Origin of the sequence: Spirosoma lacussanchae (assembly GCF_005870035.1) — a bacterium.
In the GTDB taxonomy this organism is placed as follows: Bacteria; Bacteroidota; Bacteroidia; order Cytophagales; family Spirosomataceae; genus Spirosoma; species Spirosoma lacussanchae.
In genome coordinates this window covers 495,914-519,404 of the sequence record NZ_SWJG01000001.1, presented here as the reverse complement: position 1 = coordinate 519,404, position 23,491 = coordinate 495,914, and the positions used below count along the sequence as shown (strand labels likewise).

Annotated in this window: 22 protein-coding genes; 11 read left to right on the top strand and 11 right to left on the bottom strand. The window is 56.8% G+C overall.

Annotation, left to right across the window (positions count from 1 at the left end; all coding sequences use genetic code 11):
• The first annotated feature begins 52 nt into the window (after positions 1–52).
• The 3 genes from FBR45_RS02105 (at position 53) to FBR45_RS02095 (ending at position 2,698) form a co-directional block, all read left to right on the top strand.
• Positions 53–739, top strand: coding sequence for a TIGR04283 family arsenosugar biosynthesis glycosyltransferase (locus FBR45_RS02105; RefSeq protein WP_138498898.1), 687 nt, complete (start codon positions 53–55; stop codon positions 737–739).
• A 95-nt stretch (positions 740–834) separates the two neighbouring features.
• Positions 835–1,824, top strand: a complete 990-nt coding sequence (locus tag FBR45_RS02100) for an NAD-dependent epimerase/dehydratase family protein (RefSeq protein ID WP_138498896.1) — start codon at positions 835–837, stop codon at positions 1,822–1,824.
• Complete coding sequence (locus FBR45_RS02095; RefSeq protein WP_246082079.1) at positions 1,778–2,698, top strand: SDR family oxidoreductase; 921 nt, start codon at positions 1,778–1,780, stop codon at positions 2,696–2,698. Before FBR45_RS02100 ends, FBR45_RS02095 begins: the two co-directional genes overlap by 47 nt.
• Before the next feature lie 12 nt (positions 2,699–2,710).
• Here the strand turns inward: FBR45_RS02095 and FBR45_RS02090 are convergent, their stop codons facing one another.
• The 4 genes from FBR45_RS02090 to FBR45_RS02075 all read right to left on the bottom strand — a co-directional run bounded on the left by FBR45_RS02090 (position 2,711) and on the right by FBR45_RS02075 (position 5,923).
• Complete coding sequence (locus tag FBR45_RS02090; protein WP_138498892.1) at positions 2,711–3,826, bottom strand: hypothetical protein; 1,116 nt, start codon at positions 3,824–3,826, stop codon at positions 2,711–2,713.
• Between the two features lie 14 nt (positions 3,827–3,840).
• Positions 3,841–4,554, bottom strand: coding sequence for a hypothetical protein (locus tag FBR45_RS02085; RefSeq protein WP_138498890.1), 714 nt, complete (start codon positions 4,552–4,554; stop codon positions 3,841–3,843).
• Positions 4,526–5,083, bottom strand: a complete 558-nt coding sequence (locus FBR45_RS02080) for an RNA polymerase sigma factor (RefSeq protein WP_138498888.1) — start codon at positions 5,081–5,083, stop codon at positions 4,526–4,528. The genes FBR45_RS02085 and FBR45_RS02080 overlap by 29 nt, the downstream gene beginning before the upstream one ends.
• Positions 5,084–5,215: 132 nt before the next feature.
• Entirely contained in the window at positions 5,216–5,923 is a 708-nt protein-coding gene (locus FBR45_RS02075; RefSeq protein ID WP_171044817.1) for a GIN domain-containing protein, read from the bottom strand.
• A 464-nt stretch (positions 5,924–6,387) separates the two neighbouring features.
• Between FBR45_RS02075 and FBR45_RS02070 the strand changes: the two genes are divergently transcribed.
• Complete coding sequence (locus tag FBR45_RS02070; RefSeq protein WP_138498884.1) at positions 6,388–6,978, top strand: diheme cytochrome c-553; 591 nt, start codon at positions 6,388–6,390, stop codon at positions 6,976–6,978.
• 440 nt (positions 6,979–7,418) lie between these two features.
• On the top strand, positions 7,419–7,820 hold the full coding sequence (locus FBR45_RS02060) for a PIN domain-containing protein (protein WP_138498880.1): 402 nt from the start codon (positions 7,419–7,421) through the stop codon (positions 7,818–7,820).
• Positions 7,821–7,929: 109 nt separating this feature from the next.
• Here FBR45_RS02060 and glmS read toward each other — a convergent pair whose 3' ends face one another.
• The 3 genes from glmS to FBR45_RS02045 all read right to left on the bottom strand — a co-directional run bounded on the left by glmS (position 7,930) and on the right by FBR45_RS02045 (position 12,108).
• Positions 7,930–9,768 (bottom strand): glutamine--fructose-6-phosphate transaminase (isomerizing), encoded by a 1,839-nt coding sequence (gene glmS / locus FBR45_RS02055; RefSeq protein WP_138498878.1) that lies wholly within the window; start codon positions 9,766–9,768, stop codon positions 7,930–7,932.
• Between the two features lie 140 nt (positions 9,769–9,908).
• The gene (locus FBR45_RS02050) at positions 9,909–11,348 is read right to left on the bottom strand and encodes a DUF4270 family protein (RefSeq protein ID WP_171044816.1); all 1,440 of its coding nucleotides are present in this window, start codon (positions 11,346–11,348) and stop codon (positions 9,909–9,911) included.
• Positions 11,302–12,108, bottom strand: a complete 807-nt coding sequence (locus FBR45_RS02045) for a glycogen/starch synthase (protein WP_077920659.1) — start codon at positions 12,106–12,108, stop codon at positions 11,302–11,304. Before FBR45_RS02045 ends, FBR45_RS02050 begins: the two co-directional genes overlap by 47 nt.
• Before the next feature lie 182 nt (positions 12,109–12,290).
• On the opposite strand from FBR45_RS02045, the gene panC reads away from it, so the two are divergent.
• Entirely contained in the window at positions 12,291–13,130 is an 840-nt protein-coding gene (panC, locus tag FBR45_RS02040) for a pantoate--beta-alanine ligase (RefSeq protein ID WP_138498874.1), read from the top strand.
• Positions 13,131–13,258: 128 nt separating this feature from the next.
• Here the strand turns inward: panC and FBR45_RS02035 are convergent, their stop codons facing one another.
• Positions 13,259–13,960 carry a M15 family metallopeptidase gene (locus FBR45_RS02035; protein WP_394344352.1) on the bottom strand — a complete coding sequence of 234 codons (702 nt, stop codon included), beginning with the start codon at positions 13,958–13,960 and terminating at the stop codon, positions 13,259–13,261.
• 121 nt (positions 13,961–14,081) lie between these two features.
• On the opposite strand from FBR45_RS02035, the gene FBR45_RS02030 reads away from it, so the two are divergent.
• Both FBR45_RS02030 and FBR45_RS02025 read left to right on the top strand, forming a co-directional pair.
• Positions 14,082–15,317 carry a nucleoside recognition domain-containing protein gene (locus FBR45_RS02030; RefSeq protein ID WP_138498872.1) on the top strand — a complete coding sequence of 412 codons (1,236 nt, stop codon included), beginning with the start codon at positions 14,082–14,084 and terminating at the stop codon, positions 15,315–15,317.
• Between the two features lie 113 nt (positions 15,318–15,430).
• Positions 15,431–15,613 carry a hypothetical protein gene (locus FBR45_RS02025; RefSeq protein ID WP_077920656.1) on the top strand — a complete coding sequence of 61 codons (183 nt, stop codon included), beginning with the start codon at positions 15,431–15,433 and terminating at the stop codon, positions 15,611–15,613.
• On the opposite strand, the gene FBR45_RS02020 is transcribed toward FBR45_RS02025, so the two are convergent.
• Complete coding sequence (locus FBR45_RS02020; RefSeq protein WP_138498870.1) at positions 15,588–16,247, bottom strand: DUF1345 domain-containing protein; 660 nt, start codon at positions 16,245–16,247, stop codon at positions 15,588–15,590. The genes FBR45_RS02025 and FBR45_RS02020 overlap by 26 nt on opposite strands.
• A gap of 70 nt (positions 16,248–16,317) precedes the next feature.
• Positions 16,318–17,157, bottom strand: coding sequence for a DUF2911 domain-containing protein (locus tag FBR45_RS02015; protein ID WP_138498868.1), 840 nt, complete (start codon positions 17,155–17,157; stop codon positions 16,318–16,320).
• 378 nt (positions 17,158–17,535) lie between these two features.
• On the opposite strand from FBR45_RS02015, the gene FBR45_RS02010 reads away from it, so the two are divergent.
• Positions 17,536–20,985, top strand: coding sequence for a pyruvate carboxylase (locus FBR45_RS02010; protein ID WP_138498866.1), 3,450 nt, complete (start codon positions 17,536–17,538; stop codon positions 20,983–20,985).
• Between the two features lie 22 nt (positions 20,986–21,007).
• A complete protein-coding gene (locus tag FBR45_RS02005; RefSeq protein WP_246082078.1) occupies positions 21,008–21,406 on the top strand; it encodes a DUF4870 domain-containing protein in 399 nt (132 codons plus the stop codon).
• A 41-nt stretch (positions 21,407–21,447) separates the two neighbouring features.
• On the opposite strand, the gene FBR45_RS02000 is transcribed toward FBR45_RS02005, so the two are convergent.
• Positions 21,448–22,071, bottom strand: coding sequence for a hypothetical protein (locus FBR45_RS02000; protein ID WP_138498864.1), 624 nt, complete (start codon positions 22,069–22,071; stop codon positions 21,448–21,450).
• A gap of 140 nt (positions 22,072–22,211) precedes the next feature.
• On the opposite strand from FBR45_RS02000, the gene FBR45_RS01995 reads away from it, so the two are divergent.
• Positions 22,212–23,480, top strand: a complete 1,269-nt coding sequence (locus FBR45_RS01995; protein ID WP_138498862.1) for an alpha/beta hydrolase family protein — start codon at positions 22,212–22,214, stop codon at positions 23,478–23,480.
• The last annotated feature ends 11 nt before the right edge of the window (positions 23,481–23,491 follow it).

Sequence of the window (23,491 nt, the reverse complement as noted above, 5' to 3'; positions counted from 1 at the left end):
GGCCGGATCAGTACGCCACCCCGTTGGCCAACCTCCTGCCCAGCCAGTGCCTATGACTCTCAGTATCGTAATCCCCACGCTGAACGAAGCCGCCAATATTGGCCGGCTGGTGCGTGACTTAAAAAAATACGGAAACGATCAGCTCGCCGATCTGATCGTTGTAGACGGCGGCAGTACCGATGCTACCGTCGATGAAGCCCGGCAGGCCGGAGCCCGGGTGGTGAACTCGCCCCTGCCCGGCCGCGCCAACCAGATGAACGCTGGCGCCAGCCTGACATCGGGCGAGGTGCTCTATTTCGTTCATGCCGATGTGACGATCAACCCCGATTTTGTTCAGGACATCACCCAGGCCATCGCCAGTGGCAACGAAGCGGGCTGCTACCGGTTCCGGTTTGCCTCGTCGCACCCGCTGCTGCGGCTCAACAGCTACGGCACCCGCTTCTCGGGCCTGATGAGCCGCGGGGGCGACCAGACCCTGTTCATTACCCGGTCGCTCTTCGACCGGCTGGGTGGCTTTCGCGAACGGTACGTCATTATGGAAGACTTCGACATGATTGCCCGCATCCGTCAGGTAGCGCCGTTCTGCATCATTCCTAAAGACGTAATCGTGTCGGCCCGGAAATACGAGTCGAACAGCTGGTTACGGGTACAGGTCGCCAACTTGACCGCGTTCTCGATGTTTTTCATGAAGGTATCGCCGGTACGCATCGCCCAGACGTATCGGCGTATGCTGCATTGACAAAGTAAAACTCAGGATAAAGTGTATAATATTAATATAGTATCACTTTATCATTTTTACTTTCTGCGAGTTATATACTTGTCATTACTCAATGTATGAAAACAGTCTTACTAACGGGCGCCAACGGTTTTCTGGGCGGGCATCTGTGCCGCGAGCTGCTGACACGCGGCTATGCGGTACGGGCGTTTGTCAGGCCGGGCAGCGATCTGCGGGCGTTGGCAGGACTGCCGGTCGATATCTGGACAGGCGACATCCGGGATTCGGCCAGCGTACGGGCTTCGGTATATGGCTGCGATCAGATTATCCATGCCGGTGCACTGGCGCAGGTAAACCCGGCCCGTTCGCCCATGGTGGTCGAGGTGAATGTGTACGGCACAGCGGCCGTGCTGGCGGCAGCGGTACAGGCGCGGGTAGAGCGGCTGGTCTTTGTCGGAACGGCCAACGTGTTCGGGTTCGGCAGCAAGAAACACCCCGGCGACGAGTTGTTTCCGTACATGGGCAGTCGCTACGGCCTCGACTATATGGACAGCAAGCGGGCCGCTACGGATCTGGTGGTACAGGCCGTTCGGCAGGATGGACTGCCGGCCGTACTGGTGCATCCTACGTTCATGCTCGGCCCGCTCGACTACAAAATTACCTCCAACGCCCTCCTGCTTGCTCTTTACAACCGGCAGCTTGCGGGCATACCGATGGGCGGTAAAAATTACGTACACGTAGCCGATGTGGCTACGGCCACCGTTAATGCTCTGACCATGGGGCGTATCGGTCATTCATATATTCTGGGCAACGAAAACCTGAGTTACCGCGAAGCCTTTACGTTATTTGCGGAATGGATGCAGGTCCAGCCGCCCCGACTACCGGTTTTGCCCCCGCTGGCGTCGGCCATCGGGCGACTGAGCGACTGGAAACATCGGTTTACCGGTCAGCTCGCCCGGCTGAATTCAGCCATGACGGCCGTTGCCAACGACGGCCACTATTTCAACGTCTCGAAAGCTCGTAATGAACTCAACTTACCCACAACTGCCCTCCGCAACGCCGTTGAGCAAGCCCTCGACTGGTTCAAATGTCAGCAACTTCTCGATTGATTCGTCTCCTGTAGCACCGGCCCAGCCTGACTATGTGGCCCCCGTTCCGGCCGACAGACCTCGACAGTTATTGACGGGCAAGGTAGCCATTGTAACGGGTTCTGAGTCGGGCATTGGCCGCGAAACGGCTCGTCAGCTGTGTGAGCAGGGCGCCAGTGTGGTTCTGAACGGCCTGAACCCAACCCGGCTTGAACAGACAGTCCGGGCCTTTCGGCAGGCGGGCTATTCGGCCGTGGGCTGTCTTGCCGATGTTACCGACTACGAACAGTGCCAGACCCTGATCGATACTGCGGTCGAGAACTTTGGCCGAATCGATATCCTGATCACCAACGCCAGTATTTCCATGCGGGCCTACTTTGCCGACCTGACGCCGGACGTGTTCAGGCGGGTGATGGACAGCAACATCTACGGATCGGTTTACCCGCTCAAAGCCGCCCTGCCTTACCTGACCGAATCGGCCGGCAGCGTTACATTTATCTCCAGCATTTCGGCCCTGAACGGGATGCCCAGCGGGTCGGCCTACTGCGCAGGGAAAGCCGCCCTGTCTAACCTGGCCCACACCCTCCGGCTCGAGCTCCGCAGCACCGGCATTCACCTTGGCGTGGTGCATATCGGGTTTACCCAGAACGACTCCGACAAGCGCGTTCTCGACGCTGCCGGGCAGCCCGTACCCATTGCGTACCGAAACCCGCGCTGGCAGATGAGCCAGACGCAGGTGGCACTGGCCATTCTGCGGCATATCCGCACCCGCCGGCAACGCACCATTCTTTCGCCCACGGGTATGCTGATTCATGTCATGACCACGTATTTCCCTCGCCTGGCCGACCGCATCATACTCTGGACCATGAAGCAGTGGCCCCGGTCGTATGAGTGACAGGGTGGGTCATTACAGCCCGATCGCCAATCGCACGCCCGGATACACGTTCTTGAAGAAGCCGTTCATGTATAGCTCCGGCTGTACCTTGAACAAGCCTTTCTGGTATACCGTACCACCCAGCTGGATGGTATTTCGGTCGAAGTAAGGCCCGCTTCGGTACACTGGCAAGCCAACGAAGAACGACCCTAACTGCCGGCTGAACGGATTGGCTTTGCCCCCGCTGGCCGGTTGGTAAAAAGCGACCCCCACAGTCAGGAAATCGTTCCGGAAGGTCTGAAACCGACCGTCGGCGGCTGTCTGCGCGAAGAAGAAGCTGGACGAGTAGCCGATGCCGTAGCCAACGTTCCGGTATCGGTTCGGAATCAATTGCAGATCGAGCTTCAGCGACGGTACCCACTGGTTTCGGACCAGCCCAACGCCAAAACCCGGCTGAATGCTGAGAAACGGAGCCCGCGCCAGACCCGGCCCGATAAACTCTGCTTTCTCGTCGGTGCCCTGTACCATATCGAACGCCATTTTCGGGTTGGTCAGGTCATGCGCCTTGTACTGCTGTACAGCCGCCAGCGCCGTTTCTACTTTTCCGTTGACGCCACCCCGCGCCAGCATCGGCCCGATATCGGCCAGGCTGTTGATGAACAGGTACATCATGAAAGCCTCCGACGACCCTTTCTTACGGACTTCGCTACTGGCGGGTACGTCGGCCGTCCAGCTGATCTGCAGCGTATCCTGCTGCGTTTTCACGCTGAGCGGGGCATTCCGGTTGCGAAGCCGAAACGACGACACGACCTGCGGCCAGACCCGCACCTCCAGCGATCGGTCGGGCTGCCCCAGCCGGAACCTGGCATGAACCGCATGGGTAGGGTTTTGGGTGGTGTCGGCAACCTGCTGATAATCGGCCACGAACAGGCGAAGTACCGAGTCGACGTTCTGCCGCTGACGAACCTGTGCGTACCGGTCAAAGCCGACCAGGAGTGTGTTGCGCTGCCCCAGATCGATCTCGATATGGCTCAGTCCGTCGAAGTTGTGTTTGTGGTTGGGCGTTTGCAGATGCGACCCGGTTTGCTGGGCCATAGCGGTTCCGGTCATGCTCAGCAGGAGCACAACGAGCTGGTTAATAAGACGCATACTAAGGGGTTGATTTAAGGATTCAACGGGAGAGTTAAGGTTGGCGTGACGGCATCGACGGGAACGGGTCCGGGCGCACCCGTTCCCAGCCGCACCAATCGGTCGGTGCGGTGCGGAGCAGGTCTGATTTCGTCTTCGGCTTGTAATTCATTCAGATGCACGACCTGAAACCGGCGGGTTTTAGCCACCACCGCCGATGTCGACGCGGGCTTACCGGCACTGGCAACCAACGCTGGCGTAGTAGTTGCTACCGCTTCGGGGGCGTTTGTATTGGCTACAGGTTCTGCCACAGTTTCCAGTAGCTGCGGGTTAGCAGTAGTCTGGACCGGGGTGACGGCCGGCGTGGGCAATTTCCTGATTCGGTCCGGCGCAACCGCTGTTTCGTGCGGTACTGAAACGGGCTCCGGCGCGGGGCTGTACGGCCGATCGGGCACCGAAGCAGCCAGTGGCGGAGCAGGCTGGCGCTCTGTCCGGCGCGCCAGCCCGGTTGCCGGCTCCGGCCGGGGGTAAAGGCCCAGCCAGACCAGCAGCAGCCCGATCAGGCAGGCGGCTACCGCGCCCCCAACCCGCCACCAGGGCCAGCGGACGGGTTTTTCCTGCATGGCTGGCCGCAGCTGCTTCCAGACGCGGTCGGGGTCGAAGGCCGACCCGGGAGGTGGCCCATCGGGGAGCCGGTCGAGCGCCTGCCGCACCCACTGATCAAGCGTTTCGTCGGGTTGCTGTTTCATAGCCGTATTGGGTTAACCAGGTCTGTAACAAAGCGCGGGCTTTGCTCAGCTGCGATTTTGATGTGTTCTCCGAAATACCGAGCTGATCGGCTATTTCGCGGTGCGAGAAGCCCTCGATGGCGTATAGGTTGAACACCGTCCGATAGCCAGGCGGCAGCTCCCGAATTAGGGCGTAGATCCGCTCGGCATCCAGCCCCGCATCGGGCAGCGGTTCCGGGTCGGCATACGCTTCGGCGCTGTCGTCGGTCTGGAACACCGGCAGGCATCGGTTGGCCCGCAGGTATTGCAGCGCTTCATTGACCACGATCCGGCGGAGCCAGGCTTCCAGACCAGTATCGGTGCGGTAATTGAAGTCACCAATGGCCCGGAACGCTTTCAGAAACCCATTCATCAGTACCTCCTCGGCTTCTGGCTCATTCCGAACATACCGCAGGCTCACCCGAAACAGCCGACCGGCATACTGATCGAACAGCCGCTTCTGGGCGAAGGCGTTACCCCGTTGGCATTGTTCGACCAGTTGCTGTGACATGCGATGAGAACGATTCGTATGGGATTCAATGACAATAATGCCTGCCTCGGTAAAAGGGTTGCCTGACCAACAAAAAAAGGGTCACTGCTCCCCGGCAATGACCCTGTCGCGTGGCCCTACAGCCCGACGCCCTTACTCCCGCTCTACCGAACTAGCCCCCGACAGTTGTGAGTTGACCCGGGGCGTGCCCTGGTAGCGTACTTTGCTGGCTCCGCTGGCTTTCACCGTCAGTGCATCGGCGACCCGCACCCGCGCTGTACTGGCGCCCGACAGGTCGAGTGAGGCCGTTATAACGGGGTAGTTGAGGGTTTCGAGGGTACTGGCGCCCGAGAGGCTGGCGCGCAGGTCGGTGCCGCTGCCCATACTCGTCAGTACCGACGCGCCCGACAAGTCAGCTGCCAGCCGGGTTACGTTACTGTTCACGGCAGCTTTCGACGCACCCGTCAGGTCAACACGCAGGTCGGTCAGGTTGGTAAAGCCGGTCAGGGTCGACTGGGACGCGCCCGAGAAGCTGACCGCCCGAATCGTTGGCATGGTGATGGTGAACATCATGGCGTACCGGCGTTTACGCGTGTAGTTGCGATACTGCGCATGGAGCGTTCCACTGCGAACGCTGACATCCAGATCGTCAACGTCGCTCCGATTGCCTTTCACCTCAACGGCAAAGACTGAACCCGACCGGACATCGACCCGAAAGGCGCTCCCCATGTCGAGCCGGTCAAAATTTTCGACTGCCAGCGAGCGGGTCGTTTCTTCGTACGGCCCGCTGTCGGGCTGACAGCCAAGCAGTAGGCCGATCAGTGCCAGAGCGGCCAAGCGAAAAATGAGTAGGTGATTCACAGTAGTTGTTGGTTTACCCCGCAAAGTTCACCCTCAGCCGTCGGTCCGAAAGTAGATAAGGCACGAATCAGCATAGGAACCCGCTGGAACGTCGTATTTATGAGATGAGCAGCTGCGGAACAGCTTTACCTACCGTTTACTCAAGCCCGCCCGGTCTATTTGGAAGTAACCGCTGTCCTGCCTTTCTTTAAAGCTGCCAACAGTACCTTTCGGCAGGAAACAGAATACGAAGAAGCCATTGACATACAACCTGTTGCCCACTGACTACCTCCCATCCAGCTTCGTCCGGGTGTCGATACACAAAGAGCGCTAGCCAGCTTATGAGCAGCGACCACCGGGGCCTGAATCACCCCGCCAGGTCAACGTTTACCTGTTCATGCAGCCGCGAGCAGTGTTGAGCCATTCGTATTAGCAGACCAACAATTTCAGCCGTCAATCATAACCCGTTTAACCAATAAGTACCCATGAAAAAACAATACCTGGCTCTCGCTTCCTTGACCCTGTTTCTGGGCACCGCTGCCCTGGTCTCCTTCACCAGCAAGCCCGCCCCGGCGAAGCGGGTCGTCAACAACCCGCCCTATACCAAAGCGCAGATCGAGAAAGGCAATTATCTGGTAAAAATTATGGGCTGCGCCGACTGCCACGCGCCCAAAACCATGACCCCGCAAGGCCCCGTTCCTGATCCGATGCTGGGTTTATCCGGCCACCCGGCTAAAATACCGGTGGGCAAAGTAGCCAAAGATGCCCTGACCGACTGGGTTTTGTTTCACCCCATGAATACCATTGCAGTAGGCCCGTGGGGCGTATCGTTTGCGGCCAACCTGACCCCCGACAATACCGGCATAGGCACCTGGACAGAGGAGCAGTTTATCATTGCGCTGACCGAGGGTAAAAGTAAAGGCATCCGCACGGCCCGTCCGCTGCTACCGCCTATGCCATGGCCCAACTACGCTGACATGAAAAAGGAAGATCTGGTAGCCATCTTTGCTTACCTGAAAAGCTGCAAGCCCATCGAAAACGCGGTTCCACAACCCATCAGCCCTGACAAATTATAAACTAAATTTTCAGATTAGTCCATCAACAAAAACGCGGTCAGACCAAGCCTGACCGCGTTTTTGTTGATAACGTTGGCTGAGCGGGTTAACACTGCGGTCTCACTCAATGCCGATGTTGACTTGCTGTCTATGAACGAATTAATAAAAAACGACTCACAGAATGAGCCAGAAAACGGATAACTTTGTTAAGTCAGCACCAACAGCAACAAAATGCCAACTCATAAAACAAAAAAGCCTGCTTCTCCATTGGTCATACGTGGACGAAATGCGGCAGGTAAACTTATTGAAGGTTCGATTCCAGCTGGCGAGATACCAGCCGAAGACCCAGGCCTGGTTATTCAACGGATACTAGCCAGACACAGTAATATCGTACCTACGCCTGTGCTCCTCGAATGATTAGCTCATCGTCAAGTCCTTTTGTGTTGGTAGATACAGGGGTGATGAGTCGTTTCTTTCTGAACAAACCCCAAATTGTCAAAGCATATCATGAGCTGACCAGGCTGGCTGCACCCGTTATATCAGCCAGCATTTATATTGAGCTGATGCGCTGGTTGATTCATATCAGAGGGCGTACCGTTGACCCCATTACAAAAAGCGAGTTTGACACCATCCGTAAGCAGTTAGACAAATATGTACAGCTCAACCACGGCGATTCCATCGAACTGGCTGTAGAGGTCTCCCGGCTTTACCCCGACACCGGACTGGGCGATTGTTTCACAATTGGAGTCGGCCTGTTTTTCGACGTACCCGTTTTTACGCTCAATCGGAAACACTTTGAACGAATACCAGGCATTCGGCTCTATCTACCTACCAACTACGAGCTTCTGGAAACCAATTTATGAGTATGTCATCGAGCAACTGCTTAATCATTCGTGTGTTCCGTCTATACAGTCCATCAACAAAAACGCGGTCAGACTAAGCCTGACCGCGTTTTTGATGGTACTATTCGTTTTACTCAACCGTTACGGACTTGGCCAGGTTGCGGGGCTGGTCAACGTTGCGGCCGCGCATAACAGCAATGTCGTAGGCCAGCAGTTGCAGCGGCACTACCGATACCAGCGGCATCAGCACGTCGTGTACGTTCGGAATCTCGATGGTGAAATCGACCATGCCCGGCAGCTCGGTATCGCCTTCGGTCGTGATAGCAATGACACGGCCTTTGCGGGCCTTTACTTCCTGGATGTTCGACACCACTTTCTCGTACGAGCTGTCTTTGGTAGCGATAACCACCACCGGCATATCTTCGTCGATGAGCGCAATGGGGCCGTGTTTCATCTCGGCAGCAGGATAGCCTTCGGCGTGGATGTAGCTAATTTCTTTCAGTTTCAGCGCCCCTTCCAGCGCCACAGGGAAGTTCATGCCCCGGCCCAGGTAGATGAAATTGCGGGCGTAGGTGAAGATGTAGGCAATCTCCTTGATCTTGTCGGCCGACTGCAGCACTTTTTCTACTTTGGACGGAATACTTTCCAGCTCGACCAGCAACTGCCGGAACAGCGAGTCTGAAATAGTACCTTTCCGCTGGGCAGCCGCCAGGGCCATCAGCGTCAGTACGGTGACCTGAGCGGTAAAGGCTTTCGTACTGGCCACCCCGATTTCAGGTCCGGCATGAGTGTAAGCGCCCGCATGGGTAGCCCGCGCAATCGACGAACCGACCACGTTACAAACCCCAAAAATGGTAGCGCCTTTCGATTTGGCCAGTTCGATGGCCGCGAGCGTATCAGCCGTTTCGCCCGACTGCGAGATGGCGATCACAATGTCACCTTCTTTGATGATGGGGTTTCGGTACCGGAACTCCGATGCGTACTCGACCTCTACCGGTATGCGGGCCAGTTCTTCGAAGATGTACTCGGCTACCAAACCGGCATGCCACGACGTACCGCAGCCGATAATAACGATCCGCTTCGATTTAGCCAGTTTGTCCATGTAGTCGCGCAGGCCACCGAGTTGCAGCATGGCCGCGTCGGCGTTGACCCGGCCGCGCATGGAGTCGGCAATGGAGCGGGGCTGCTCAAAAATCTCCTTAAGCATGAAGTGGTCATAGCCTCCTTTTTCGATGGCTTCCAGCTCCAGCTCGATGGTATGTACGTAGGGCGTCGTGGTCGTGTTGTCGAGCGTGACGACCCGCAGCTCGCCGTTTCGGATGACCGCAATTTCGTAGTCGTTGAGGTAGATCACCTCCTTGGTATACTCAACGATGGGCGTCGCATCCGACGCCAGGAAGAATTCGTTGTCGCCCACACCAATGACAAGGGGTGAGCCTTTACGGGCAGCAATGAGTTGGGTCGGTTCGCTTTCGCTCATGACCACAATGGCGTAGGCACCTACGACTTCCTGCAACGCGAGCCGTACGGCTTCTTCGAGCGTACCGCCGTTATTTTCCCAGATGTCCTCGATGAACTGACCCAGCACTTCGGTATCGGTCTCGCTCTGAAACGTATGCCCTTTTTTGAGCAGCGCCTGCTTGATAGCCGCGTAGTTCTCGATGATCCCGTTATGGATAATAGCCAGTTTTCGATGGAACGAGTAGTGCGGGTGCGCGTTCACGTCGTTCGGTTCGCCGTGGGTAGCCCAGCGGGTGTGGCCCATGCCGACGGTAGCGTGCAGCGCGCGCCCGGCCAGTTCCTGCTCCAGGGCGGCCACCTTTCCTTTCTTCTTATATACCTGAAGATCCGTACCGTTCAGTAGCGCTACACCGGCGCTGTCATAGCCCCGGTATTCGAGCCGTTTCAGCCCTTTCAGTACCAGCGGACACGCTTCCCGGTGCCCAACATATGCTACAATACCGCACATAAGTCGATTCTTGATAAAATGTTAACAGGGTTACAAACATAAACCAGATCGGCCAATGTCCGGTCCTGGGTATAAAGCAAATACAAAAAGCCGGATAATCCGGCTTTTTGGAAAAAGTCAATCTGACGGTCCGGCGGCTCCTAGTTCGAGGTGGTATAGAAGACCACCAGCTTCACACTGGATTTGCCGTCAAGCGCGGCCCGCCAGACCCGGTCGGTCAGGAAAGCCTGGGTGGCATCGCTAACGCCCCCGTTCGCATTCTGCGGAAAGAGCGTGCCGCCCGGCGCTACCAGTGCCAGCCCCGTATTGGGCGTAATGCCAATTACGATCGACTGCAGGTAGCCCGTCATATCAAAGGTATAATCGCGGGTGCGATCACGCAGTTGCACCTGTTGTGGCCGCGCAAAGCTGATGGCGGTCCGGTCGGTCGGGCCCGTTGTAGGAACGATGAACGGGAAGCCGCCAAACCGGCTCGTACCCGAACCCGTTACGTCTACCCGGCGCAGCACGTTTTTCTCATCGACCTCGGCCAGCGACATCAGGTAGGGCGCATAGATATTGTCATTCGTTGATCGGGTTGGCGTAATGATCAGATCGGCCCGGTTGATAGCTACCCGCGCCTGCTGTACAAACCGGGTTAGCGTCGGGAACGTGAGCCGGGTGGTTACGCCCGTACCCGGCTGAACGAAGGTACGATCATTCGTAGCCGAGGCTGGCAGTACATGCCCCCGCTGTAGATTGGCCAGCGCGGTACCGGAACGGTCGGCCGTGATCTGGTTGAATCGCTTCCCGGCCAGCGAGAAAATCTGGAACCGCACCCGTCTTTCGCCTTCAACGTGGTAGTAGACTACCACCGCCGACCCGGTCGAGAAGCCGATCACAGCCGCCTGGTTGGAGGAGGTCGTTGTCAGCATCAGCCCGCGCCGGACCTGCGCCCGGAACAAGGCCGGATTGGTTGTTTTCCCCGCTTCCGTATTGGCCAGCGCCATCAGTTCCCGCCCAAATGCATCGGGCACGGTCAGCTTGAACGACAGCGAATCCGTTGTGTTGGGACGCGGCCGGATGGTTTGCCGAATCAGCGGCTGGGTTTCGGCCGGTACGTTGCTGCTGATATCGTAGTTAATTGATGTGTTCAGACTGTCGGTGAGCCGGTAAATCTGGAGTTCCTGCGTCTGGGTAGTATCGCCGTAATACAGCTGATCGTAGTCCAGAAACAGGCGCGTCGAATCATAAACGATACGGCTGGCGGGCGTTACATTGGTCGTGGCCGAGTCGGTCACGACGAAATTAGACCCCAGCGACAGCTGCACGAACGACCGGGTCTGCACCCGGCCAAAGATGGGATCGGTATACCGGCCCACCAGCATGGTACTCTGGTCATTGCTCCGGACCGAGTCGAACCGAATGGTTTCGCGCGTAACGGTCAGCGTATCAGTATAAGAAACAGTAACGGGCGTGGTGGGAGTCAGCCCAATTTCTTTAGGTTCTTCACAGGCCAGAACGCCCGCTACAGCACCGGCCAGTAGAGTTAGTCTACCCAGCCAGCTGCGTGTACAGGTTGTAATAACGTTCGGCAACATCTTCATCGTCGGCAGCATCAAATTTATGTTCGGGTAAATCAGTTAAAATGGCGTTGAGACTTTCGCTCGACTCTTCTTCGGCGCGAACCACAGCGTCTGCGTAGGTCGAGCCAATCCGAATGAAGCCGGGGAAATCAGCCGTTTTCAATTCTGCCAGCATTTCGTCGTCGATGTCCATCATCCGGGCCTTTTCGATGATGTCGCCTTCAAAGCGATGCTCAAAGGCGTTATTATAAACCGTAAAAACCGACTTGGTGTCTTTAAACATGGGGTCGTTTTTATAGGTTGTCTTGAGGTACAGCGGAATCAGGGCGGTCATCCAGTCGTTGCAATGGACAATATCGGGCGCCCAGCCTAACTTTTTGACGGTTTCGAGCACGCCTTTGCAGAAGAAGATAGCCCGCTCGTCGTTGTCTTCGTAAAAGCGATTCTCTTTGTCATGGAAAACGTACTTCCGCTGGAAATAGTCTTCGTTATCAATAAAATAGACCTGTAGCTTGGCCGTTGGAATCGAAGCCACCTTGATAATCAACGGTTTCTCTTCATCACCCACGGCAATATTGATACCCGACAACCGTACTACTTCGTGCAAGCGGTTTTTGCGTTCGTTGATCAGTCCAAAGCGCGGCACCAGGATTCGAATTTCCATGCCCCGCTCCTGCATAGCCTGCGGCAGTTTACGGACGAAATCGGCAACATCGGACGTTTTCAGAAAGGGATTAATCTCGCTGGCAACGTAAAGAATACGTAATTTGCTCATAAGAACGGGAAGCGGGTGTTGTCTGAGAGAACCAAAAAACTTGCAAAATTATACAATTTTTTCCCGTATTTCAATAAGATTTGTGCAAAAAAAGAAGGATCGCATAGCCTGAAAAATAAGCCCCACGGCTTGTTTCAGCCCGGTTTCCTACGCCCGGCTCTGCGTCCAAGCTCGTCTACTTTATGCTCCTCATTCACTCAATTGCTTCGCTTCGTCAACAGCTTTCTTCCCGCCAACCCGCTCAGTCTGTTGCGCTTGTGCCTACCATGGGCGCCCTGCACGATGGGCATCTAACCCTGATTCAGCAGGCCAGGCAGGAGAACGATCTGGTTGTCTGCAGTATATTCGTTAACCCGGTGCAGTTTAATAACCCCGACGACCTGGCCCGGTACCCGCGCACGCTTGAGGAGGACTGTCGGCTGCTCGAAACGGCGGGCTGCGACGTAGTTTTTGCGCCTTCTGTCGACGAGATGTATCCCGAGCCCCCCCTGCTCAAACTGAACTTCGGCGAGCTGGAAACGGTCATGGAAGGCGCTATGCGTCCGGGTCACTTCAACGGCGTGGGCATCGTAGTCGCCAAACTCTTCAATATTGTTCAGCCGAATCGGGCGTATTTCGGCCAGAAAGATCTGCAACAGGTCGCCGTAGTGCGCCGACTCATCCGTGATCTAAGTTTCCCGGTCGAGTTGATTCGATGCCCTACCGTCCGCGAAACCGACGGACTGGCTATGTCGTCGCGCAACCGCAACCTGACCCCGGCCGAACGGGAGCAGGCACCCGCCCTGCACGAAGCGCTGACGCTGGCTCATGATCTGCTGCGCGAGGGCCAGAGTACGACACAGGCGAAGGCGGCTGTAACCGGTTTTTTCACTAACCACCGCAGTTTCCGGCTGGAGTATGTCGAAGTAGCCAACGCCGATACGTTGCAACTGGCTAACGAAGTGCTGGCGCCCGGCCAGACGGCTATCTGCCTGGCTGCCCACCTCGGTAACGTCCGCCTGATCGATAATCTGGTATTTTGAGAAAACCTGTTTCGGGAGGTAGGCGGGGTCGTGATGGTTCGTTGTTTATGAAGGCACAGCGCCCAGCCGAATACGCCATTGTTGCACCTGGCCAATATGTCGCACCGACAGCGTTGGGTGGTAACGGCTCAATCGACAATCCGGAACATCATTTTGGCTTTTTCGCGGGACAGGGCGTTGAAATGCCACCACTCGAACTCGATGGAGCTGAAACCACCCGCCCGCATCGCCGTGCGAAGAATACGCCGGTTCTCTACCTGCTGTTTCGTGAGCTTACCGGCTTTAAGCAACCGTTCCTCTTCGGACGGGTACGCCAGTTCACCGAAGAAATCGTATTTGGTGCCCATATCGAGGGGTTTCCCCTCCGTTGTGGCCACAGTCAGGTCAACCGCGCAACCGTAGTTATGAATAGATCCTTTGCGCGGGTCAGCTACGTATTTCTGGCGTTCGCCCTCAGCTAGCTCAGGCAGGGCGTTCCAGAGATTCCATTGCGCCTTGCGCGGGCGGGCCGCATCGTAGACCAGCAGGCGAAGGTCGGGGTGCCGGGCCTGTAACGCCCGGCTGGCACTGGCTAGCTTTTGGGCCGCCATTGGCTGCATGTACGCCCGCGTCAGGTCGCCGTAGACATCTTTCCCGACAAAATTATCGGTCGTCGAATACTTCAGTTCGACCAGAATAGACGGGTCTACCGCCTGTACGTCGACAAGGCCTTGTTTTTTCATAGCGCCTTCGAGCGACTGGGCCGTAAGCGAGGTTGTCAATGACGGAAACAGGGAAAGCAGGAGCAGAAACGCGATAAAATGGGGCTGCTTCGTGAGGTAGTCGTTCATGAAGATTGATTTGTGCCGGTCGATCGTGTAAACTTACAGGATTTATAACCAAAGCTGGCGCAGGGACGCAGACGAAGTCGATCGCTCTTCTCTTCATTCGCTCTTTCACTCATCGAGACTGATGGCTCTAAATTACATCTGGGTTGCTTTTTTTCTGATTGCCTTTCTGGTGGCGCTGGCCAAGCTCATTTTTCTGGGCGACACCGAAATTTTCAAGATCATTGTTGAAGGCCTGTTCGACTCGTCGAAGGTAGCGGTCATGGACATTGCGTTGCCGCTGGCGGGCGTAATGACGTTTTTTCTGGGGCTGCTGAACGTAGGCGAGAAAGCCGGGGCCATCAATTTTCTGGCGCGGATCATCGGGCCGTTCTTCCACAAACTCTTTCCCGAGGTGCCGAAAGATCACCCGGCCAACGGGCAGATGATCATGAACTTTTCGGCCAACATGCTCGGCCTCGACAATGCAGCTACGCCCTTCGGCCTACGGGCCATGAGTAGCCTCCAGGAGTTAAACCCCAACAAAGACACAGCCTCGAACGCGCAGATCATGTTCCTGGTCCTGCACACCTCGGGGCTGACGATCATACCGCTCAGCATCATGGCTCAGCGGGCTATTCTGGGCGCTAAAGACCCGTCTGATATCTTTATTCCCTGCATCATCGGCACTTACGTCACCACCGTGGTAGCGCTGGTAGCCGTTGCGCTCAAACAGCGTATCAACCTGCTGAACACCACTGTACTCGGCTGGCTCGGGGGCATCACCGGCCTGATTGCGCTGGCCCTGTGGTGGCTATCGGGCAAGCCAAAAGAAGAAATCGAAGTCATCTCGAAAGTAACGGGCAACCTGATTCTGCTGACCATCGTTGTGTCATTTCTGCTGGGGGCCATGCGTCGAAAAGTACCTGTTTTTGAGACCTTTATCGAAGGCGCCAAAGGCGGGTTTGAAACCTCGGTGCGCATTATTCCGTATCTGGTTGGGATGCTGGTGGCAATCGGTGCGTTTCGAAATGCAGGCGCTATGGACTACCTCGTGGGCAGCATGAAATACCTGTTCGACCTGACGGGGCTGAATACCGACTTTACCGATGCCCTGCCCGTGGCGCTCATGAAACCGCTGAGTGGCTCGGGCGCACGGGCGCTGATGATCGACGCCATGAAGCAGTTTGGCCCCGACTCATTCGTGGGGCGGCTGGTGTGTATCTTTCAGGGGTCGGCCGATACGACGTTTTACATCGTAGCGCTCTACTTCGGCTCGGTAGGCATCCGCAACACGCGCTACGCCATTCCGTACGGTCTGTTTGCCGATCTGGTCGGTGTTATTGCCGGTATCGCGCTCGGCTATTTCTTTTTTCACTGACCCAAAACGGGCGCTGGTGCGTTATAAGAACAACCGGATATACGCAGCCGGGACGAAAATCACCTCTATTTTCCGTACGCGTCAGCTTAGTGGCGTGTCACCCGATAAAACGAATGAATATTACCCAAGTCCGAGAACACCTGCACCGGCTCATCGATGAAGTAGACGACATCTATGTTCTCAACGGCCTGTACCGCACCCTGGAGTCAGACAAACGGCATCGGGAAGAATATGAGCGCGAGCAGGCCGAGAAAGCCCGCAAACAGCAAGCTAAAGCAGGGGGGCGAGGCCGCTGATGGTCAGCGCGATGATGGTGGTATTGAACCCAAACGAGAGTACCCCATGGATGAGCGCTGTCCGGCGCATGGCCTTCGAGCCAATGGCCACGTCAGACACCTGGCTCGTCATCCCGATCACGAACGAGAAATACGCAAAGTCGAGGTAATCCGGTTCGGGCTCGTGCGGGAAATCGAGTCCACCCGGCCGATGCGTTTGTCGGGGGTCGTTGCCGTAGTAGAGGTGCGCGTATCGCATAATGAACACGGTATGCACCAGCGCCCAGGCACTAAAAACGGCCAGCACAGCCAGTGTACTGTGCGTGGCCCGTTCGGTTGGCTTCATGCTGTCGAGCAGGGCCACAACGGCAAACAAACTCGCCACAGCCGCCACGACCACAAACGCAAAAATAAACGTCCGGCTCGAATCCTGCAGGCGCGAGAGCCGGGGCAGATCGCGGGGATGCGCCAGCAAAATCGACGTCCACATCAGCCCCAGTACCGTGAAGGCATACCCGATCCAGATCAGGGTTAGCTTTACGGGCATCTGATAGTTGGTCGGCATCACCACCAACGCCGTTAGCAGGGCAACACCCAGCGCCAGATAGAGCCGCTGGTGAGCATCGAAACGACTGACGCGCTCAGAAATAGACATCAGGAATGGGGTTCATGTATCGCCCACCGACGCGCCGGACCGCAACCCGTCCGGCGCGTCGGTGCGCTGCTTACTTACAGTCGGCCAGAATGCGCTCGTTATTCTTGATATACGCATCATCGCCGGCTTTCTTAGCCAGTTCGAGCGATTGCTGGGCATCGGCACGAGCCTGTTTACAGTCGCCGGTTTTGGCCGCAATCTTTGCCCGCAGGTGATAAGTCCAGTATTGCTTTTCTGACTCGACTACTTTATTGGCCCAGGTCAGGGCCTGCTTCATGTCCCGGTTGGTGTCGTAATAGTAGTTGGCAGCGGCCGATAACACCCCCGGCTTAACATCAGCTTTGGCCGTTTGCTCGGCAATCTGGGCCATGATTTTGGCGTCAGGATCGTTTTTAAGGGGTAAACGCGCCACCAGTTTTTCCCAGCGCAGCGTCAGGTTGGCCGACGTGGGAGTAAAGTCGGTAAACTCGAAGGTCAGTGCTTCGGCCGGGGCGTTTGCCGTCTCGGTTTTGACCGCGAACCGGGCCACGTCGTTCGCTTCTTTGTAGTCATACGCGCCCCAGCTATTCGCATCCTTGTTGACAATAAACGTAAAGTCAGCAGCAGTCGGAATGGCATACAGCCCGTACCGGCCGGCGGGAATGGTTTTGCCGGCCACCAGCATATCTTCTGACAGCACGATATTGGTTATTTTATTCGCGCCGGTCCGCCATACTTTACCGTAGGGAACCTGGTCGCCGAACATGGAACGGCCTTTGAGCGACGGGCGGGCATACTCGACAGTAACGGTACCCAGACCGACCTGCTGCGATACGGTAGCCGACGGGCTGGCGGCTGGTAACTGAATTTGTGCATACGCCGTACCGGTCAGGCAGGCTACGGCAGCCATTGAGAGTAAACGAGCAAACATTGTCGTGAATGGTGATAGATTTTTTTAGTGCAAGTTTACGGCTTAATGCCATGCCATCCAGCTGACTTTCCTACTTATCCACCCCGAAGCCAATGGTATCTCCGGTTTCTGTAGACGTTGGTTACTGTAGGCGTCTGCCCGATAGAAATTTATAGATGATCTGGTCGCTTACCTACTGTCAGTGGTCGAAGATCCTGACAGTAGGTAATAGCGAATAATAAGTAAACTAACCTATACGAATACAGACGCTTGTGAGGGTCATTTACCATGAAAAACAATTCCTTTCTATGGCAACTTCTCCATTTCCCAAAATTTTCGATAATCTTGCCTTGTCGTTTCGACACCTGTACAACCTGAAGCCACGCTGGCCTGACTACCATGAAAGATTACATCCGCCCGATTAAACGCCTGCTCGTCGCCAACCGGGGCGAAATTGCCATCCGCATCATGCGGGCTGCTACCGAACTTGGCATCACCACCGTAGCTGTCTATACCTACGAAGACCGGTATTCACTCCACCGCTACAAAGCCGACGAAGCGTACCAGATTGGCCGCGACGAAGATCCGCTGAAGCCGTATCTCGATGTGGAAGGAATCATCCTGCTGGCTAAACGTCACCAGATCGACGCCATTCACCCCGGCTACGGATTTCTGTCCGAAAACGTGAAGCTGGCGCGCCGATGTCGTGAAGAAGGCATAATTTTCATTGGCCCGTCGCCCGAAGCCATGGATGCCCTGGGCGATAAGGTACGGGCTAAAAACCTGGCCATGAGCGCCAACGTACCGCTCATTCCCGACTCGCGCGAAGAAAATATGTCGCCCGAGTTTGCCCTGCAGGAAGCCCAGCGCATTGGGTTTCCGGTCATGGTGAAAGCGGCTGCCGGCGGAGGAGGGCGCGGGATGCGCGTTGTCCGGAACGTCGACGATTTCGAGAAAGCCTTCACCGAAGCCAAGAACGAAGCCCGCAACGCGTTTGGCGACGATACCATCTTCCTCGAAAAATTCATTGAAGATCCCAAACACATTGAAGTACAGCTCCTGGGCGACCAGCACGGCAATATCGTTCACCTCTACGAACGTGACTGCTCGGTACAACGGCGGTTCCAGAAGGTAGTCGAAGTAGCGCCGTCGTTTGGGCTGCGGCAGGAAACCAAGCAGAAACTGTACGATTATGCCCTGCAGCTGGGCCGGGCCGTGAACTACTCCAACGCCGGAACAGTCGAGTTTCTCGTCGATAAAAACGAGAATATCTATTTTATTGAAGTCAACCCCCGCATTCAGGTAGAACATACCATTACCGAAGAGGTAACCGGTATCGATATCGTTCGGACGCAGATTCTGATTGCGATGGGGTATCAGCTCTCCGACAACGGCATCTACATTAACCACCAGGACGAGGTGCCCCTCAACGGCTTTGCCATCCAGTGCCGCATCACGACCGAAGACCCCGCCAATGGGTTCAAACCCGACTTCGGCACCATCATCGCGTACCGGAACGCAGCCGGTTTCGGTATCCGGCTCGATGAAGGCAGCAGCTACGCGGGCATGAAAATATCGCCGTATTTCGACTCGATGATTGTGAAGGTGTCGGCCCGGGGCCGTACGCTCAAGGGCGCTACCCAGCGTCTGACCCGCGCGCTGGTCGAGTTCCGGATTCGGGGGGTTAAAACCAACATCGGCTTCCTGCTGAACGTCATCAGTCACCCAATTTTTCAGCGGGGCGAAGCGCGGGTGTCGTTCATCGAAAATCACCCCGAACTGTTCCAGCTCCGCGAACCGCAGGATCGCTCTACACGGGTACTCAACTACCTGGCCGATGTGATCGTAAACGGGAATCCGGAGGTAAAGAAAAAAGACGACAGCAAGGTTTTCCGGACGCCGGTCGTGCCGCCCTTCGACACCTACGGGCCCTACCCGGCCGGCAACCGCAACCGCCTGAAAGAGCTGGGTCGCGAGTCGTTTGTTCAGTGGGTCAATGACCAGAAACCGATCCTGTATACCGATACCACCTTCCGCGACGGTCATCAGTCGCTGCTGGCGACGCGGGTCCGGACGCAGGATCTGCAGCGGGTGGCCGAAGGCTTTGCCAAAGCCCATCCGGAATTATTCTCGATGGAAGTATGGGGCGGAGCCACCTTCGACGTGGCGATGCGTTTTCTGTACGAAAGCCCCTGGAAACGGCTGGCAGCCCTGCGCGAAGCCATGCCGAACATGCTGCTCCAGATGCTCTTCCGCGGCTCCAACGCCGTGGGCTACTCGGCCTACCCCGATAACCTGATCGAGAGATTTGTGGTGCAGTCGTGGGAAACCGGCATCGACGTGTTCCGGATTTTCGACTCGCTGAACTGGATCGACGCCATGAAGGTCAGCATCCGGGCCGTCCGCGAACGAACCGATGCGCTCTGCGAAGCCGCCATCTGCTACACGGGCGATATGCTCAGCCCCGCCCATCCAAAATACACCCTGCAGTATTATCTCGACCTGGCCCGTCAGCTCGAAGACGAGGGGGCTCACCTGCTGGCCATCAAAGACATGGCTGGACTGCTAAAGCCGCTGGCCGCCGAGGTGCTGGTCCGCGAACTCAAACAGGCTGTCAGCATCCCGATCCACCTCCATACCCACGACACGCCGGGTATCCAGGCCGCTTCGTACCTGAAAGCCATCGACGCCGGTGTCGATATTGTCGACTGTGCGCTGGGGGCCCTGTCAGGACTTACGTCGCAGCCCAACTTCAACTCGGTAGTTGCCATGATGCAGGGCCACGAACGCGAGTGCCCCATCAACCTGTCTTCGTTAAACGCGTACTCCAACTACTGGGAAGATGTGCGGGAGTATTATTATCCGTTCGAGAGCGGCATGAAAGCCGGCAGTGCGGAGGTCTACGAAAACGAGATTCCGGGCGGGCAGTACTCCAACCTCAAACCGCAGGCGATGGCAACCGGACTGGGCGACAAGTTCGAGACGCTGAAGAAAAACTACGTCGTCGCCAACCAGCTCTTCGGCGATATTGTGAAAGTAACCCCGTCCTCGAAGGTAGTCGGCGACATGGCCATTTTCATGACCGCCAACAACCTGACCGCCGACGACGTTCGGACCCGTGGCGAATCGCTGGCGTTTCCGGAGTCGGTGAAAGGGTTCTTCAAGGGCGAGCTGGGCCAGCCGGTCGGTGGTTTCCCCGAAGATGTGCAGCAGGCCGTCCTGAAAGGCGAAGAGCCAATAAAAGGCCGCCCGAACGAACACCTCAAGCCCATCGATTTCGACAAGGATTTTGCGGCTTTTCAGGAGAAATACCCGAACAACGACGGCTTTGTCGACTACCTCTCGTACCAGATGTACCCGAAGGTCTATGACGAATATTACAAGGCCAACGAGCAGTATGGCGACGTCAGCGTTATTCCGACGCCTGCCTTCTTCTACGGTCTGAAACCCGGCGAAGAGATTCTGATTCAGATCGAAGAAGGCAAAAATATTCTGGTCCGGCTCCTGTTTCAGTCAGAACCGGACGCGTTCGGGATGCGCACGATCACGTTCGAGCTAAACGGCCAGACCCGCCAGGTGCAGGTCCGCGACCGGGCGTCGAAGGTAGAGAAGCAGATGAACGCCAAAGTGAGCAAAGACGGCGACGTAGGCGCTCCATTGCAGGGCCGGCTGACGCGTATTCTGGTGAAAGAAGGCGATGCGGTGAAGAAAAACCAGCCGCTGTTCGTCATCGAAGCCATGAAGATGGAAAGTATCGTGGCTGCGCCTAAAGAGGGAAAAGTAGCCAAGGTCGTGCTGACCGAAGGGATCGTAGTTGAACAGGACGACTGGGTTATTGCGCTGGATTAAGTAATCACCAAACCGTGTTTCTATGCAGAATCAACCACCCCCGCCCCCCCTGGGTGGCCCGCCCGTTGGTCCACCGCCCATGAGCCAGTCCGACGAGCGCATGTGGGCCATGCTGACGCACCTGAGTTCGCTGACGGGTTTTTTCACCCTGGTAGGCAGCCTGGTTGGGCCGCTGATTGTCTGGCAGGTTCAGAAAGAGAAGTCGGCGTTTATCGACTACCACGGCAAGGAAGCGGTTAACTTCAACATCACCATGGCTCTGGCCGCGGGCGTGGCGTTTCTGCTCTTCCTGATCCTGATTGGTTTCGTACTCTTCTGGGTGGTTGGAACCGTCTGGTTGATTTTCACGCTGATTGCGGCCATCAAAGCCAACAACGGCGAATACTACCGGTATCCGCTCTCGATCCGGTTTATTAAATAAGCGCATCATTTCGGCCTGACCGCCCGGTCAGGCCGAAATGATCAGAACCACGGCCGACGCACCTTGAACGACCGGCGCAGACCACTGATGAGCAGGAAGGCCCCCAGCAGCCCAAAGATCACGGCCAGGATCGTTACGTGGAAGATGGCAAACAGGATGGCCACCAGAATGACAATAACCGAAGCTTTCAGTTTCCAGCTGATGCGCTGCCACCAGTTCAGCTCTTCGCGCAAAGGCATACCCAGCGCCTGCCGGATCTTGTTGCCCAGCCGCATCTGCTTTTTCGGTTTGGGGCCCGGCCCCTGCTGCTGATCAGCAACCGACGCGGGGCGGGTCAGCATCGATTCGACCCGACGCATGCGGTGGTCCAGGCGCGTCTGGGCCGAGTTGCCGACCTGCGTTTGCCGACTAGCCAGGAGCGGGCCGGCCTGGATAGGGCCAGCCTGGATGGGTCCGGCCTGGACAGGTTCCGTTTGTGACGGCTCAGCCATAGCGTCAGCTACCAGCGCCAGGGTGTCTTCCGGCATGTCGGCAGTGGGTTCAGGAGTCGCCTGCGCCAGCCGGGCCGGGCTGTAGGGCGTACGCTGAAAATAAGCGACGGGACGGTGGCAGGACGTAGCGAACAGGCAAAGAGCAGCAGCACAAACAGAAAAAGCGTTTCTCATCAGGTATCTCGAACAATCAGCACGCGAAGGTAAAAATCGTTTAGACAACGAAACAGACAAGCCGGTTAATATGAATTGGCTAAAATCAGTATGAAAAAGGCGGTTCGCTGCTTTCCCGACAGAACCCATTCCCTATCCTGATGACCCGCCTTATTCCTGGTTTAGCGCTGTTAATCACCCTCCTACAGCCCGCCCTGGGCCAGGCTCCCGAGCCGCCCGCCAATTATGACGAAGCCAGGGTAGGTACGTATACCCTGCCCGACCCGCTGGTTTCGAAGACAGGCAAACGCATAACCAACCCAGCCGACTGGCAAAAACGCCGGATCGAACTGCTGCAACTCTTTGCCGACAACGTGTACGGGCAAACCCCGTCCAGGGCCATAAAACTTCGGTTTCAGGTCAACAACGTAGACCCCTCTGCCCTGAACGGGCTGGCCACGCGGAAACAGATCTCTATTTTCTTTGCCGACTACCCGCAGCTACCCCCCATCGATGTGCTGCTGTACGTACCCAAAAGCGCTAAAAAGCCCGCGCCTGTTTTCCTGGGCCTGAACTTCTGCGGTAACCACTGCGTCACGACCGAAGCCGATATTCCGCTCTCGACCCGCTGGGTCAGCAATGTGATTGGCGAGGTGTCGGTCAATAACCGCGCTACCGAAAAAGCCCGTGGCCTCCAGGCCACCCGCTGGCCCATAGAAACCGTGCTGAAGCGGGGCTACGCCCTGGCCACGGCCTACTATGGCGACATCGAACCTGACTACCCGCAGGGCTGGCATACGGGCATCCGCTCCGTACTGGGCGACACCACCAACGCCAGCAACTGGGGCGCTATCGGAGCCTGGGCCTGGGGATTGAGCCGGATCATGGATTACCTGCAAACCGACCCCGCCATTGACAGCAAACGCGTCCTGGTGATGGGCCATTCGCGGATTGGCAAAGCTGCTTTATGGGCCGGTGCACAGGATACCCGGTTTGCGGCCGTCATCTCTAACGAGTCGGGCGAGGGCGGGGCGGCCCTGGCCCGGCGCTGGTACGGCGAAACCCTGGAGCGCATCAGCACCCATTTCCCGCACTGGTTCTGTCCGCGCTACACCACCTACAGCAAGCGGGTAGCCGAACTGCCCGTCGATCAGCACGAGCTGCTGGCGCTGATAGCCCCGCGCCCGCTCTATATTGCCAGTGCCGACGGCGATCAGTGGTCCGACCCGCGGGGCGAGTTTCTGGGTGGTGTCGAAGCCGAGGACGTTTACCGGCTGTACGGCAAAACCGGGTTGGGGCCGGTCAGCTTTCCGGGCCTGAACGAACCCGTAGGCCAGACGGTACGCTACCACAACCGAAGTGGCAAACACGACGTAACCGACTACGACTGGGCGCAGTATCTGCGCTTCGCCGACGAATTAGTCCGCTAGTCGTGGCTACC

Bases quoted from the DNA above. Each gene is read 5' to 3' on its own strand.
- FBR45_RS02105 (WP_138498898.1), top strand. From the start codon at position 53: ATGACTCTCAGTATCGTAATCCCCACGCTGAACGAAGCCGCCAATATT.
- FBR45_RS02100 (WP_138498896.1), top strand. From the start codon at position 835: ATGAAAACAGTCTTACTAACGGGCGCCAACGGTTTTCTGGGCGGGCAT.
- FBR45_RS02090 (WP_138498892.1), bottom strand. From the start codon at position 3,826: ATGCGTCTTATTAACCAGCTCGTTGTGCTCCTGCTGAGCATGACCGGA.
- FBR45_RS02085 (WP_138498890.1), bottom strand. From the start codon at position 4,554: ATGAAACAGCAACCCGACGAAACGCTTGATCAGTGGGTGCGGCAGGCG.
- FBR45_RS02080 (WP_138498888.1), bottom strand. From the start codon at position 5,083: ATGTCACAGCAACTGGTCGAACAATGCCAACGGGGTAACGCCTTCGCC.
- FBR45_RS02070 (WP_138498884.1), top strand. From the start codon at position 6,388: ATGAAAAAACAATACCTGGCTCTCGCTTCCTTGACCCTGTTTCTGGGC.
- FBR45_RS02060 (WP_138498880.1), top strand. From the start codon at position 7,419: ATGAGTCGTTTCTTTCTGAACAAACCCCAAATTGTCAAAGCATATCAT.
- glmS (WP_138498878.1), bottom strand. From the start codon at position 9,768: ATGTGCGGTATTGTAGCATATGTTGGGCACCGGGAAGCGTGTCCGCTG.
- FBR45_RS02050 (WP_171044816.1), bottom strand. From the start codon at position 11,348: ATGTTGCCGAACGTTATTACAACCTGTACACGCAGCTGGCTGGGTAGA.
- FBR45_RS02045 (WP_077920659.1), bottom strand. From the start codon at position 12,108: ATGAGCAAATTACGTATTCTTTACGTTGCCAGCGAGATTAATCCCTTT.
- panC (WP_138498874.1), top strand. From the start codon at position 12,291: ATGCTCCTCATTCACTCAATTGCTTCGCTTCGTCAACAGCTTTCTTCC.
- FBR45_RS02035 (WP_394344352.1), bottom strand. From the start codon at position 13,960: ATGAACGACTACCTCACGAAGCAGCCCCATTTTATCGCGTTTCTGCTC.
- FBR45_RS02030 (WP_138498872.1), top strand. From the start codon at position 14,082: ATGGCTCTAAATTACATCTGGGTTGCTTTTTTTCTGATTGCCTTTCTG.
- FBR45_RS02025 (WP_077920656.1), top strand. From the start codon at position 15,431: ATGAATATTACCCAAGTCCGAGAACACCTGCACCGGCTCATCGATGAA.
- FBR45_RS02020 (WP_138498870.1), bottom strand. From the start codon at position 16,247: ATGTCTATTTCTGAGCGCGTCAGTCGTTTCGATGCTCACCAGCGGCTC.
- FBR45_RS02015 (WP_138498868.1), bottom strand. From the start codon at position 17,157: ATGTTTGCTCGTTTACTCTCAATGGCTGCCGTAGCCTGCCTGACCGGT.
- FBR45_RS02010 (WP_138498866.1), top strand. From the start codon at position 17,536: ATGAAAGATTACATCCGCCCGATTAAACGCCTGCTCGTCGCCAACCGG.
- FBR45_RS02005 (WP_246082078.1), top strand. From the start codon at position 21,008: ATGCAGAATCAACCACCCCCGCCCCCCCTGGGTGGCCCGCCCGTTGGT.
- FBR45_RS02000 (WP_138498864.1), bottom strand. From the start codon at position 22,071: ATGAGAAACGCTTTTTCTGTTTGTGCTGCTGCTCTTTGCCTGTTCGCT.
- FBR45_RS01995 (WP_138498862.1), top strand. From the start codon at position 22,212: ATGACCCGCCTTATTCCTGGTTTAGCGCTGTTAATCACCCTCCTACAG.